This is a genomic window from Achromobacter ruhlandii, assembly GCF_002082135.1.
Lineage (GTDB): Bacteria > Pseudomonadota > Gammaproteobacteria > Burkholderiales > Burkholderiaceae_B > Achromobacter > Achromobacter ruhlandii.
The window spans coordinates 882,527-894,990 of record NZ_CP017433.1; the positions used below are offsets into that span (position 1 = coordinate 882,527).

At 66.9% G+C, this 12,464-nt stretch carries 11 protein-coding genes; 8 read left to right on the forward strand and 3 right to left on the reverse strand.

What is annotated here, in order from left to right:
- Window positions 1–95 precede the first annotated feature (95 nt).
- Window positions 96–1,271 carry a nicotinate phosphoribosyltransferase gene (gene pncB, locus AruCF_RS04020; RefSeq protein WP_049072128.1) on the forward strand — a complete coding sequence of 392 codons (1,176 nt, stop codon included), beginning with the start codon at window positions 96–98 and terminating at the stop codon, window positions 1,269–1,271.
- 78 nt (window positions 1,272–1,349) lie between these two features.
- Window positions 1,350–1,703, forward strand: a complete 354-nt coding sequence (locus AruCF_RS04025) for a RidA family protein (protein WP_006389266.1) — start codon at window positions 1,350–1,352, stop codon at window positions 1,701–1,703.
- A gap of 165 nt (window positions 1,704–1,868) precedes the next feature.
- Here AruCF_RS04025 and AruCF_RS04030 read toward each other — a convergent pair whose 3' ends face one another.
- Window positions 1,869–2,378: a flavodoxin family protein gene (locus AruCF_RS04030; protein WP_049072129.1), complete on the reverse strand. Its 510-nt coding sequence runs from the start codon at window positions 2,376–2,378 to the stop codon at window positions 1,869–1,871.
- The gene (locus AruCF_RS04035; protein WP_049072131.1) at window positions 2,375–3,208 is read right to left on the reverse strand and encodes a M90 family metallopeptidase; all 834 of its coding nucleotides are present in this window, start codon (window positions 3,206–3,208) and stop codon (window positions 2,375–2,377) included. The genes AruCF_RS04030 and AruCF_RS04035 overlap by 4 nt, the downstream gene beginning before the upstream one ends.
- A gap of 111 nt (window positions 3,209–3,319) precedes the next feature.
- On the opposite strand from AruCF_RS04035, the gene AruCF_RS04040 reads away from it, so the two are divergent.
- Entirely contained in the window at window positions 3,320–5,608 is a 2,289-nt protein-coding gene (locus AruCF_RS04040) for a RelA/SpoT family protein (protein WP_049072133.1), read from the forward strand.
- A 132-nt stretch (window positions 5,609–5,740) separates the two neighbouring features.
- On the opposite strand, the gene AruCF_RS04045 is transcribed toward AruCF_RS04040, so the two are convergent.
- Window positions 5,741–7,054: an MFS transporter gene (locus AruCF_RS04045; protein WP_080977337.1), complete on the reverse strand. Its 1,314-nt coding sequence runs from the start codon at window positions 7,052–7,054 to the stop codon at window positions 5,741–5,743.
- Window positions 7,055–7,187: 133 nt separating this feature from the next.
- Here AruCF_RS04045 and argE point away from each other — a divergent pair, with 133 nt between their 5' ends.
- From argE to AruCF_RS04070, 5 genes are all read left to right on the forward strand, one after another.
- The gene (gene argE, locus AruCF_RS04050) at window positions 7,188–8,339 is read left to right on the forward strand and encodes an acetylornithine deacetylase (protein WP_049072138.1); all 1,152 of its coding nucleotides are present in this window, start codon (window positions 7,188–7,190) and stop codon (window positions 8,337–8,339) included.
- Window positions 8,340–8,489: 150 nt separating this feature from the next.
- Window positions 8,490–9,689, forward strand: coding sequence for a tryptophan synthase subunit beta (trpB, locus tag AruCF_RS04055; protein WP_049077531.1), 1,200 nt, complete (start codon window positions 8,490–8,492; stop codon window positions 9,687–9,689).
- Between the two features lies 1 nt (window position 9,690).
- Window positions 9,691–10,557, forward strand: coding sequence for a tryptophan synthase subunit alpha (gene trpA / locus AruCF_RS04060; protein ID WP_049072139.1), 867 nt, complete (start codon window positions 9,691–9,693; stop codon window positions 10,555–10,557).
- 37 nt (window positions 10,558–10,594) lie between these two features.
- Window positions 10,595–11,473, forward strand: coding sequence for an acetyl-CoA carboxylase, carboxyltransferase subunit beta (gene accD / locus AruCF_RS04065; protein ID WP_049072142.1), 879 nt, complete (start codon window positions 10,595–10,597; stop codon window positions 11,471–11,473).
- A 269-nt stretch (window positions 11,474–11,742) separates the two neighbouring features.
- Entirely contained in the window at window positions 11,743–12,291 is a 549-nt protein-coding gene (locus AruCF_RS04070) for an acyloxyacyl hydrolase (protein ID WP_049072143.1), read from the forward strand.
- The last annotated feature ends 173 nt before the right edge of the window (window positions 12,292–12,464 follow it).

Below are 12,464 nucleotides of genomic sequence, written 5' to 3' on the forward strand. Positions count from 1 at the left end.
GCCGATACGCCGCCAATACCCTGTTGACATCGTGGCGCAATGGGGGGTGGGCCGGGCCCGCTATGCTATGGTGTCGCGAAACGATACGCGCAATCATGATAATCACCTCGCTGCTCGACACCGACCTGTACAAATTCAGCATGATGCAGGTGGTGCTGCATCAGTTTCCCGCTGCCCAGGTCGAGTACCGTTACAAATGCCGGACTCCCGGGGTCAACTTGCGCCCCTACCTGGATGAAATCCGCGAAGAAGTGCACCAGCTGTGCCAGCTGCGCTTCACCGAGGACGAACTTAAATATCTGGGCGGCTTGCGTTTCATCAAAAGCGACTTCGTCGATTTTCTCGAACTGTTCCACCTGCCCGAGCGCTGCATCAGCATCCAGGAAGGCGAGGGGCCGGGCGAAATCAGCATCGAGGTCAAGGGCCCCTGGCTGCACACCATTCTCTTCGAGATCCCGGTGCTGGCCATCGTCAACGAGGTCTACTTCCGCAACACGCGCAAGAACCCGGATTGGGCCGAGGGCCGCAAACGCCTGCAATCCAAGATGCACCTGGTGCTGGACGACCCGGCGCTGGCCGATTTCCGCGTGGCCGAATACGGCACCCGGCGCCGCTTCTCCAAGGTCTGGCACGAAGAGATCGTCTCGACCATGAAGGCTCAGATGGGTCCGCATTTCGCCGGCACCAGCAACGTGCTGCTGGCCAAGCAGCACGAGGTACTGCCGCTGGGCACCATGGGCCACGAATACCTGCAGGCCTGCCAGGCGCTGGGCCCGCGGCTGCGCGATTCGCAGGTGTTCGCGCTGGAGGTGTGGGCCAAGGAATACCGCGGCGACCTCGGCATCGCGCTGTCGGACGTCTATGGCATGGACGCCTTCCTGCGCGACTTCGACATGTATTTCTGCAAGCTGTTCGACGGCGCGCGCCACGATTCGGGCGATCCCTTCGTCTGGGGCGAGCGGCTGCTCGAGCACTACCGCAAGAACCGCGTCGACCCGCGCGCCAAGACCCTGGTGTTCTCGGATTCCTTGACCTTCCCGCGCGCCATCGAACTGGCGCGCCAGTTCGCCGGGCGCTGCAAGGTGTCGTTCGGCATCGGCACCAACCTGACCAACGACCTGGGCCACGAACCGCTGCAGATCGTCATGAAAATGGTCCGCTGCAACGGCCAGCCGGTGGCCAAGGTGTCCGACGCGCCCGAGAAGACCATGTGCGACGATCCCGCCTACCTGGCCTATCTGCGCCAGGTGTTCCAGCTGCCGCCCGCCTAGCGGGCCGTGGTCCGGGCAGGGTAAAGTTCGCCATTCTTCGCATTGTTCAACCCGCAACTCGTCATTAGGGGAATATTCATGAGCAGCATCAAGCGCTTCCACGTCGCCAAGCGCCTGTCGGACATGGCCGTCTACAACGGCGTCGCGTACCTGGCGGGCCAGGTGCCGGACGATTCCACGCTGGACATCACCGGCCAGACCGAGCAAGTGCTCGCCACCATCGACCGCCTGCTGGCCGAAGCCGGCACCGACAAGACCAAGATCCTGATGGCCCAGATCTACGTGGCCAACATGAAGGAATTCGACGGCATGAACAAGGCCTGGGACGCCTGGGTCGCCGACGGCAACTCGCCCCCGCGCGCCACCGTCGAGGCCCGCCTGGCCAACCCCGACTTCAAGGTCGAGATCGTCGTCACCGCCGCCGTCGCCTGATTGGCGCGCGCCTGATGAAAAGCCCTCCGGCATGCCGGAGGGCTTTTTTTTGGTCGTCCCCCGCGTGGCGTCGCGGCGCTCCCTGGCCACGGGGAAGGAGCGCGGGCCCCGCGGGGGAAGGACACGTCAGGCCCGTGTTGACCGGCAGTCGGCGCCGGGCCTGCGTCAACCCGCGGTCAGCAGCAGGCCGGCGAGCAGGCCGCCCACTTCCTCGCAGCGCGCCAGCTCGGCCGGCGCCACCGTCTTGGGGGCGAGGATCTGGTCGGGCGTCTGCGCGCCCAGGTTGACGATCAGGGCTGGTGCCACGGGCCGCAGGCGCCAGCCGGTGCAGATGCGCTCCACCTGGCGCGCCGCGCCGGCGCCGTCGCTGCCGGCGCTGACCAGGCAGGCGTAGGGACGGCCGGCGATGCGGTCCAGCACGCCGTAATAACAGCGGTCAAAGAATTCCTTCATTTCACCGCTCAGGCTGGCCAGGTTCTCCGGCGCGCAGAACAGCAGGCCATCGCTGGCCAGCACCTCGTCCACGCCGCTGTCCGCCGCGCGGCGCAGGGTCACCGCCAGATCGTCCGGCTGTTCCAGCAGCGCCGCCGCCGCGGCCGCTCCCCGGGCGGCGGCCTCGGCCATCTGGCGGGCCGCGCCGGTGCGGGAATGCCACACGATCAGCAGCCGTTTCATGCGTAGCGCGCCAGGGGATCCTGGCGGTAATAGGCCCGCAGCAGGGCGAACCATTCCGGCAATGCCACGGCCATCGGGTGGGGATCGACGAAGAAGTGCTCGGAGCTGACGGCGAAGAACTCGGCTTCGTCGGTGGCGGCGTAAGGGTCGAGTGGCAAGCGCCCGTACCAGGCGTCGGCCTCGGCGCTTTCCGGATCGACGTCATGCGGAATGGCGGCCTCCACCGCGTCGACCGCGGCGATGAAGCGGTCCAGGCTGTCATCCAGGATGCGGCGCCATTCGCGCGGCTTGATATCGCCGTGCGCCGCCAGCGACGGCATGCCGTCGGCAAAGCCCGATTGCAGGTCGAGCTTGTGCGCGAACTCGTGGATCACCACGTTGAAGCCGCCTTCGGACAACTGCGTGTCCTCCCAGGACAGCACCAGCGGGCCGCCGTCCCAGGCCTCGCCGGCGGCGTCTTCCAGGTATTCGTGCATCACGCCGTCCTCGTCCATCTGCTTGCGCGGGATGCGAAAGCCCGCGGGGTACACGATGATCTCCTCCCAGCCCTCGTACAGCGCGGGCGTCAGGTTCAGGATCGGCAGGCTGGCCTGGGCCGCGATCGACAACCGCATGAAGTCGGTCACTTCCAGCCCCCGCGCGCCATTGATCGTCTTGCTGGCCAGCAGCCAGGCCGAGCGCGCCAGCAACTGCGCCGATTCGTCGGCGTCCAGCGCCGCCAGGAAAGGGTGGGCGTCCAGCACCTGCCGCCAGAGTTCGGGGGCGATCCGGGCCTGCATCTGCGCCACCTCGGCGGCACGCGCGCCCCGGCCCTTGAGCCAGCGCAACATAAGCTTGGGTTCCTTGTATATGTGCCCGGTCGTTGCCGGGGTTTTCAGTGTGAACAGGCCCTAGTGTAGAGTGTCGGAATCCTCGATTACCGTAACCGCAATACGCCCGCGATGTCCGCCCCGCCCGTACCTGATGCGCCTTCGACTTTCGACGCTTCCTGGCGACAGGAGGCGGGGGCGGGCCTCGACGCCGACGGTCTTGCGCTTATCGACCAGGCGGTGGCTTGGTCGGTTCCCCGTTTCGAGGGCCAGCAGGCCCTGACGGGCGAGCCGCTGGCCTCGCACGGCGCGGGCGTGGTGCGGATCCTGGCGGGCCTGCATACCGACGCCGCCACGCGCGCCGCGGCCCTGCTGGCCGCCTTGCCGACCGACCTGACCGCGCCGGCACCGGCGCTGCGCAACGACCCGGTCGCCGCCGCCTTCGGCGCCGAAGTCGCCCGCCTGGTGCAGGGCACGCGCGCCCTGCTGCGGCTGGGCGTGGTGGCGCGCCAGGCCAGCGACGCCGAGGCGGAAACCGGCTCGCAGAAGGAAATGCAGCGCAAGATGCTGCTGGCCATGGCCGCCGACCTGCGCATCGTGCTGATGCGCCTGGCCTCGCGCCTGCGCACCCTGCGCTGGCACGCCGAAAGCAAGACGCCCTGTTCGATCGCCTTCGCCCGTGAAACCCTGGACCTGTACGCGCCCCTGGCCAACCGCCTGGGCATCTGGCAGATCAAGTGGGAAATGGAAGACCTGGCGTTTCGCTTCCTGGAGCCCGACCGCTACAAGCAGATCGCCCGCCTGCTCGAGGAAAAGCGGGTCGAGCGCGAGGCCTTCATCGCCGGCGCCATCGAGCGCCTGCAGACGGCGCTGGCCAAACATGGCATCGAAGCCGAGGTCAGCGGCCGGCCCAAGCACATCTACAGCATCTGGAACAAGATGCGGGTCAAGCGCCTGGATTTCTCGCAGATGTATGACCTGCGCGCGCTGCGCATCATCGTCGACGACGTGCGCGCCTGCTACACGGCGCTGGGCATGGTGCACGAGATGTGGACGCCGCTGTCCGACGAATTCGACGATTACATCTCGCGGCCCAAACCCAACGGCTACCGTTCGCTGCACACGGTGGTGGCCGACGATGACGGCCGCCCGTTCGAAGTGCAGATACGCACCCGCGAGATGCACCAGTTCGCCGAGTACGGCATGGCCGCGCATTGGCGCTACAAGGAAGCGGGCGCCAAGGGCGGGCAGGTGGCCGCCTCCAGCGAATACGACCGGCAACTGGCCTGGATGCGGCAACTGCTGGCCTGGAATACGGATGTCGAGGCGGGCGAGGCGCCCGCCGCCGACAAGCAGGATGCGGCCAGGCCGGCCGGCAAATCCGGCCCGGGCAAGAGCCGCCATGCCGCCGTCACGCCTGCGCCCACGGACGAACGCATCTACGTGCTGACGCCGCAGGCCCGCGTGATCGAGTTGCCGGCCGGCGCCACGCCGGTCGACTTCGCCTATCACCTGCACACCGACCTGGGCCACCGCTGCCGCGGGGCGCGGGTCGACGGCCAGATGGTGCCTCTGCAGACTCGTCTGGCCACCGGCCAGACGGTCGAGATCATCTCGGCCAAGTCCGGCGGCCCGTCGCGCGACTGGCTCAACCCGCAACTCGGTTTCCTGGCCAGCCCGCGGGCCCGCGCCAAGGTGCGCATGTGGTTCAACGCCATCGAACTGCAGCAGCGCATCACGCAAGGCCAGGCGCTGGTCGAAAAGGAACTGCAGCGGCTCGGCAAGACCGCGGTCAACCTGGAACAGCTGGCGCAGAACCTCGGTTTCGCCCGCGCCGACGACCTGTACGTGGCCGCCGCCAAGGAAGAGTTCAGCCTGCGCCAGATCGACGCCGTGTTCCAGCAGCCGGCGCCCGCCGCCGAGCCGCAACCGGCCGCCCTGCGCCACGCCAGCGCCGGCAGCGCCGAGAAAAGCGGCAAGAGCGGGGTGCTGGTGGTGGGCGTGGGCTCGCTGCTGACGCAGCTGGCGCGCTGCTGCCGGCCCGCGCCGCCCGATGCCATCGCCGGCTTCGTGACACGCGGGCGCGGCGTGTCGATCCACCGCTGCGACTGCCACAGCTACCTGGCGCTGGCCGCGCGCGAACCTGAGCGGGTGATCGAGGTGGCCTGGGGCGAGACCCCGGCCGACACGTTCTACCCGGTCGACATCAGCGTGCGCGCGCACGACCGCTCCGGCCTGCTGCGCGACCTGTCCGAAGTGTTCGCGCGCCTGCGTTTGAACGTAGTGGGCGTGAACACCCAGAGCCGGCAGTCGCTGGCCCATATGGTGTTCACGGTGGAAGTGCGCGGCGGCGAATCGCTGGCGCGCGCGCTGGATGCGCTGGCAGAAGTGCCGGGCGTGTCGTCGGCGGTGCGCCGCTAGCCCGGCGCGGCATCCTGGAGGAAGAGGTCCCAAGGCAGGCCATCCGGGATGGAGCCCGGATGCAGGCCGCGCGGGACAGAATGCGGAAGCGGCTGCCCGGGCCATCGCGGCCCGGGCGCATTCCGGCGAAGTTCAGTGGTCCAGGTTCTCGTGAGCGCGTTCGCGCATGAAGAACGACGCCACCAGCCCCAGCGCCACGCCGAACATCACGTAGTAGGCCGGCGCCATCGGCGAACCGGTGGTCTTGATCAGCCAGGTCACGATGAACTGGGCGAAGCCGCCGAAAATCATCACCGCCACGTTATAGGCCAGCGACAGGCCCACCGAGCGCACCCGCGCCGGGAACAGTTCCGCCATGACGGTGCTGAACACGCCGAAGAAGGCCGACACGAAGAAGCACACCACGATCTGCACGGTCAGCAGGCGGCCGATCGACGGCGCGTCCGACAGCCAGTAGTACAGCGGGTACAACACCACCAGGTAGCCGATCAGCGAGCCGATCACGATGGGGCGGCGGCCGGCACGGTCGGACCAGGCGCCCATGAACGGCGTCAGCAGCACCATCAGCGCCGCGCCCGCCATCTGCACCAGGAAGGTCTGGTTCAGCGGCAGCTTCAGGATCTGGGTCGAGTAGGTCACCAGGTAGGTGAAGGTGATGTAGATGGACACCGTCGCCGTCACCACCAGGCCCACGCCGATCAGCGTCTCGCGGGTGTGGGTGCGGACCATCTCGGCCAGGCTCAGCCGCTGCACCTCGCCGCGCGCGGCGGCCTGGCGCTCGTCTTCCTTCATCTGCTTGAAGGCGTCGGTTTCGTCGATGTTGCGGCGGATATAGATGGCGATCGGCACGATTACCAGGCCAAACGCGAACGGCAGGCGCCAGGCCCAGGCCGCGATCTGCTCCTGCGTGAAGAATTCGGTGATCAGCGTGCCGCAGGCTGCGCCGATCAGCAGCGCCAGCATCTGCCCGGCCATCTGCCACGAGCCGTAGAAGCCGCGCTTGCCATTGGGCGCCATCTCGATCAGCAGGGCGGTCGAGGTGCCGAACTCGCCGCCGGCCGAGAAGCCCTGCAGCAGCCGCGCGATCAGGATGAAGATAGGTGCCAGGATGCCGGCCGCGTGATACGTCGGCGCCACGGTGATCAGGGCGATGGACACCGCCATCAGCGACGTGACCAGCACCATGGCCGCCTTGCGGCCCTTCTTGTCGCCATACAGGCCCAGGATGATGCCGCCCACGGGGCGCATGAAGAAACCGACGCCGAAAATCGCCGTGGTCATCAGGATCGCGTTCAGCTCGCTGCCGGGAACGCTGGGATCGGTCGGAAAGAACAGTTTCGAGATGATCGGTGTCATGAACGCGAACACCAGGAAGTCATACCATTCGAGGGCGTTGCCGATGACTGCCGCCACGATATTGCGCGTGGGAACTGCTTTGTGCTGCACGGTTTCTCCTTGGGGGCTTTGCTGCTTGAAGGGCGTCATTCTAGGCCCAGGCACGGCCTGCGTCCGGCCCGGGGCGCGGGACGCGGACGCGTCCTGGCTTTACACTGCTGCTTTTACCCAAGAGAGTTGCTACATGAACGCGCGCACCTGGCTGGAGACGCTGGTCGGTTTCGACACCACCAGCCGCAATTCCAATCTTGCCCTCATCGAGACCGTCCGTGATTGGCTCAAGGGCCAGGGCGTGGATGCATGGCTGGCGCACAATCCCGAACGCACCAAGGCCAACCTGTTCGCCACCCTGCCGGCGCAGGACGGCAACCAGCAGGGCGGCATCGTCCTGTCGGGCCACACCGACGTGGTGCCGGTCGATGGCCAGGATTGGAGCACCGACCCGTTCCAGCTGATCGAGAAAGACGGCCTGCTGTACGGCCGCGGCAGTTGCGATATGAAGGGCTTCATTGCCGGTTCGCTGGCGCTGGTGCCGGAATTCCTGGCCATGCCGCGCAAGAAGCCGATCCACCTGGCGTTCTCCTACGACGAGGAAGTCGGCTGCGCCGGCGCGCCGTACATGCTGGCCGACCTGCACGAGCGCGGCATCCGCCCCGAAGGCTGCGTGGTGGGCGAACCCACCGGCATGCAGGTGGTGGTGGCGCACAAGGGCATCAACCTGTTCCGCTGCAAGGTGCACGGCAAGGCGGCGCACTCGTCGCTGACTCCGCGCGGCTGCAACGCCATCGAATACGCCGCCCGCCTGATCTGCCGCATCCGCGACCTGGCCGACAGCTTCAAGGCCAACGGCCCGTACGACCAGTTCTACGACGTGCCGTTCTCCACCATGACCACCAACCAGATCCGCGGCGGCATTGCGGTCAACACCATTCCCGAACTGTGCGAATTCACCTATGAATTCCGCAACCTGCCGGGCATGCAACCCGACCAGATCCAGGCGGAAGTCGAAAAATACGTGCGCGATGAGCTTCTGCCGCGCATGAAGGCCGAATTCGACGGCGCCAGCATCGAAATCGAGACCGGCGCCGCCGCGCCCGCCCTGGAGGCCTCCGAAGAGGCCGCCATCACCCAGCTGGTGCGCGCCCTGACCGAAGACCGCGCCACGCGCAAGGTCGCCTATGGCACCGAAGCCGGCCTGTTCCAGGGCATCGGCATCCCCACGGTGGTCTGCGGCCCCGGCCACATCGAGCAGGCGCACAAGCCCAACGAGTTCGTCGCGCTCGACCAGCTCGCCGCCTGCGAGACCTTCCTGCGCCGCATGGGGCAGTCGCTCTGACGCGTCTGGCCGGGTAGGCCCGGCCCGGCAACGCCGGTGCGGGAGCGGGGGGCGTTGCCCCCGTCCGCGACCGGCGTCAGGTAAAATGACGGGTTGCAAACCGGATTTGCGGGCGGCAGACGCTGGCCGTGATACCGGGGGAGATGCTTGGTGAAACCTTACGATTTTCCGGATGCCCAGGGCCATTTCGGCCCTTATGGCGGTGTTTTCGTGGCGGAAACGCTGATGCACGCGCTCGACGAGCTGCGTGCCGCCTATGACCGCTACCGTGTCGATCCCGCCTTCCTGGAAGAGTTCAACTACGAACTCAAGCATTTCGTCGGCCGTCCCAGCCCGGTCTATCACGCTCGCCGCTGGTCCGAGCTGGTGGGCGGCGCCCAGATCTGGTTCAAGCGCGAAGACCTGAACCACACCGGCGCGCACAAGGTCAACAACTGCATCGGCCAGGCGCTTCTGGCCAAGCGCATGGGCAAGCCGCGTGTCATCGCCGAAACCGGCGCCGGCCAGCACGGCGTGGCCACGGCCACGGTGGCGGCCCGCTACGGCATGGAATGCGTGGTCTACATGGGCAGCGAGGACGTCCGCCGCCAGGCCTCCAACGTCTACCGCATGAAGCTGCTGGGCGCCACGGTGGTGCCGGTCACCTCCGGCTCGCGCACCCTGAAGGACGCGCTCAACGAAGCCATGCGCGACTGGGTCACCAACATCGAGAACACCTTCTACATCATCGGCACGGTGGCGGGCCCCGATCCCTACCCCCGCATGGTGCGCGATTTCCAGACCGTCATCGGCAATGAATGCCTGACGCAGATGCCCGAGGCCATCGGCCGCCAGCCCGACTACGTCGTGGCCGCGGTCGGCGGCGGTTCCAACGCCATGGGTATCTTCCACCCCTATATTCCGTACGAGAACGTGCGCCTGATCGGCGTCGAAGCCGCCGGCGAGGGCATGGACAGCGGCAAGCACGCCGCGTCGCTGGCCGCCGGCCAGGTGGGCGTGCTGCACGGCAACCGCACCTACGTCATGCAGGACGCCGACGGCCAGGTCCAGGAAACGCATTCGGTCTCGGCCGGGCTGGACTACCCCGGCGTGGGTCCCGAGCATGCCTGGCTCAAGGACTCCGGCCGTGCCGAATACGTCGGCATCACCGACGATGAAGCGCTCAAGGCCTTCCACGATTGCTGCCGCATCGAAGGCATCATGCCGGCGCTGGAGTCCTCGCACGCCATCGCCCAGGCCGTGAAGATGGCGGCCACGCTGCCGCGCGACGCCGTCATCCTGGTCAATCTGTCGGGCCGCGGCGACAAGGACATGCATACCGTCGCCGAACGTGCCGGTATCGAGCTCTAACATGACGACAACCCGTTCCGATCGCATTGCCGCCGCCTTCGCGCGCACCGCCGAATCCGGCCGCGCCGCGGCGCTCATCCCCTACATCGCGGCCGGCGATCCGTCGCCCACCGCCACCGTTCCCCTGATGCACGCGCTGGTCGAGGCCGGCGCCGACGTCATCGAACTGGGCGTGCCGTTCTCCGATCCCATGGCCGACGGCCCGGTGATCCAGCGCGCCGCCGAGCGCGCCATCGCGCAGGGCGTGGGCCTGGGCCGCGTGCTCGACCTTGTGGCCGAGTTCCGCCAGCGCGATACCGCCACCCCCGTGGTGCTGATGGGCTATGCCAACCCCATCGAACGCATGGGCCAGGCTGAATTCGCCCGCCGCGCCGAGGCCGCGGGCGTGGATGGCGTCCTGGTGGTCGACTATCCGCCCGAGGAAGTGATCGAATTCGCCAGCACGCTCGGCCGCCATGGCATCGCCCCGATCTTTCTCCTGGCCCCCACCTCGACCGACGCGCGTATCCAGGCCGTGGCCGCCGTGGCGCGCGGTTACGTCTACTATGTGTCGCTCAAGGGCGTGACGGGAGCCGGTTCGCTCAATACCGACGACGTGGCCGAGCGCGTGGCGGTGATCCGCCGCCATGTGCGCGAGATCCCGGTCGGCGTGGGCTTCGGCATCCGCGACGCCGACAGCGCGCAGCGCGTGGCGCGCGTGGCCGACGCGGTCGTCATCGGCAGCAAACTGATTGAAACCATGGAGCAGGCGGTGGCCAACGCCCCCGCTGCCCAGCAAACCGACGCCGCAGTCGCCGCCGCCAGCGGCTGGCTGCGCACCATCCGGCAGGCGCTGGATCAAGTAAAACGACCGAGCGCGTCGGCCTGAGCGGCCTGGCGCGACTTCCTTACGGGATGAACAAACAATGAGCTGGATCGAAAAACTCCTGCCGCCTCGCATCAACAAAACCAGCGACAGCGGCGCCCGCCGCGTGCCCGAAGGCCTGTGGGTGAAATGCCCGTCTTGCGAAACGGTGCTGTACAGCGAAGACCTGGCGGCCAACCTGCACGTCTGCCCCAAGTGCGATCACCACATGCGCATCGGCGCCCGCGCCCGCATCGACTCGCTGCTCGACATGGAAGGCCGCGTCGAGATCGGCCAGAGCACGCGCTCGGTCGATTCGCTGAAATTCAAGGACACCCGCAAATATCCCGAGCGCCTGGCCGAAGCCGTCAAGCAGACCGGCGAGACCGATGCGCTGGTGGTGGTCAGCGGCTCGATTCGTGGCGTGCCGGCGACGCTGGCCTGCTTTGAATTCGAGTTCATGGGCGGCTCCATGGGCTCGGTGGTCGGCGAGCGCTTCGCTCGCGGCGCCCAGGCCGCGCTGGACAACAAGACGCCCTTCATCTGTGTCGCCGCTTCGGGCGGCGCGCGCATGCAGGAAAGCCTGCTGTCGCTCATGCAGATGGCCAAGACCAACGCCATGCTGACGCGCCTGTCGGCCGCGGGCCTGCCGTTCATCAGTGTGCTGACCGATCCCACCATGGGCGGCGTGTCCGCCAGCTTCGCCTTCATGGGCGACGTGGTCATCGCCGAGCCCAAGGCCCTGATCGGCTTTGCCGGCCCGCGCGTGATCGAACAGACCGTGCGCGAAAAACTGCCGGAGGGCTTCCAGCGCGCCGAGTTCCTGCTGCAGAAGGGCGCCATCGACATGGTGGTCGACCGCCGTCAGCTGCGCGAGGAAATCGCTCGCCTGCTGGCCTTGCTGACCAACCAGCCGGCCGACGTCGTCACCGCGGCCTGATCGCGTTTCCCCGGCTCCTTCGGACTGGGGGCTAAGATGAAAAAGCCGCCGCGCATTCGTGCCGGCGGTTTTTTCATGGCCGTTTGTTCAGCCCTCTGACAGCGTCATTTTTCGTGCGTCGGGCGGAACAGTGTTTTTCATGATTTTTGTTGCCTTATTGCGACATATTGCGAGCCTTCTGGCCCGGTTTTTGCTATGTTCTGTAGTACTGGATAACACTCGTGAATTGCGCCGAGATGTCATCCCAACAAAATACGGAGTTGCTCCCAATGCAGTCGACGAAGAAGAAAATGCTTGTCCGCCTTGTCGGTTTGGCCCTCGCCGGCGCCGCGACCCTCGCCAGCGCCCAGTCGTCCGAGGGTACGCAGGGCGGCGTGAGCCTGCACTATGGCGTGGGCGACCACTATCAGCGCTTCACCCTGAACTACGAAACGCCGTCGGTGTGGACCTATCAGTTCGGCGGCAATTGGGGCCGCCTGGATCTGACGCCCGAACTCGGCGTGTCTTACTGGTGGGCCGACGGCGACCGCTCGCCGAGCAATGTGTGGCAATTGAACGCCATCCCGATGTTCCGCTGGTGGGCGGGTGAGCGCTTCTACCTCGAAGCCGGTATCGGCGCCACCGTGTTCTCGCGCACCCGCTTCGCCAACGAGAACATCAGCACCGCCTTCCAGTTCGGCGACCACGTCGGTCTGGGTTTCCTGCTGACGCCGAACAACCGCATCGGCGTGCGCTATTCGCACTTCTCCAACGCCAGCATCAAGCGCCCGAATCCGGGCCTGGATACGGTGCAGCTGACCTACACGTACCAGTTCTGATCGCGGCGCGATCCGGCCTGACGAAAGAACCCTCGGTGACGAGGGTTTTTTTTCGGCCATGTTCGCGCCCTATCCCGGCGCCATGTTCCGCCGGCGTGTTCCGGCGCCATACCCGGGCGGCGTGGTCGGCTGGCAAATAAAAAAGCCCCCATCATTCGATGGGGGCTTTTGCT

Excerpts from the sequence above, each read along its gene's own strand:
- pncB (WP_049072128.1), top strand. The coding sequence starts at position 96 with ATGATAATCACCTCGCTGCTCGACACCGACCTGTACAAATTCAGCATG.
- AruCF_RS04025 (WP_006389266.1), top strand. The coding sequence starts at position 1,350 with ATGAGCAGCATCAAGCGCTTCCACGTCGCCAAGCGCCTGTCGGACATG.
- AruCF_RS04030 (WP_049072129.1), bottom strand. The coding sequence starts at position 2,378 with ATGAAACGGCTGCTGATCGTGTGGCATTCCCGCACCGGCGCGGCCCGC.
- AruCF_RS04035 (WP_049072131.1), bottom strand. The coding sequence starts at position 3,208 with ATGTTGCGCTGGCTCAAGGGCCGGGGCGCGCGTGCCGCCGAGGTGGCG.
- AruCF_RS04040 (WP_049072133.1), top strand. The coding sequence starts at position 3,320 with ATGTCCGCCCCGCCCGTACCTGATGCGCCTTCGACTTTCGACGCTTCC.
- argE (WP_049072138.1), top strand. The coding sequence starts at position 7,188 with ATGAACGCGCGCACCTGGCTGGAGACGCTGGTCGGTTTCGACACCACC.
- trpA (WP_049072139.1), top strand. The coding sequence starts at position 9,691 with ATGACGACAACCCGTTCCGATCGCATTGCCGCCGCCTTCGCGCGCACC.
- accD (WP_049072142.1), top strand. The coding sequence starts at position 10,595 with ATGAGCTGGATCGAAAAACTCCTGCCGCCTCGCATCAACAAAACCAGC.
- AruCF_RS04070 (WP_049072143.1), top strand. The coding sequence starts at position 11,743 with ATGCAGTCGACGAAGAAGAAAATGCTTGTCCGCCTTGTCGGTTTGGCC.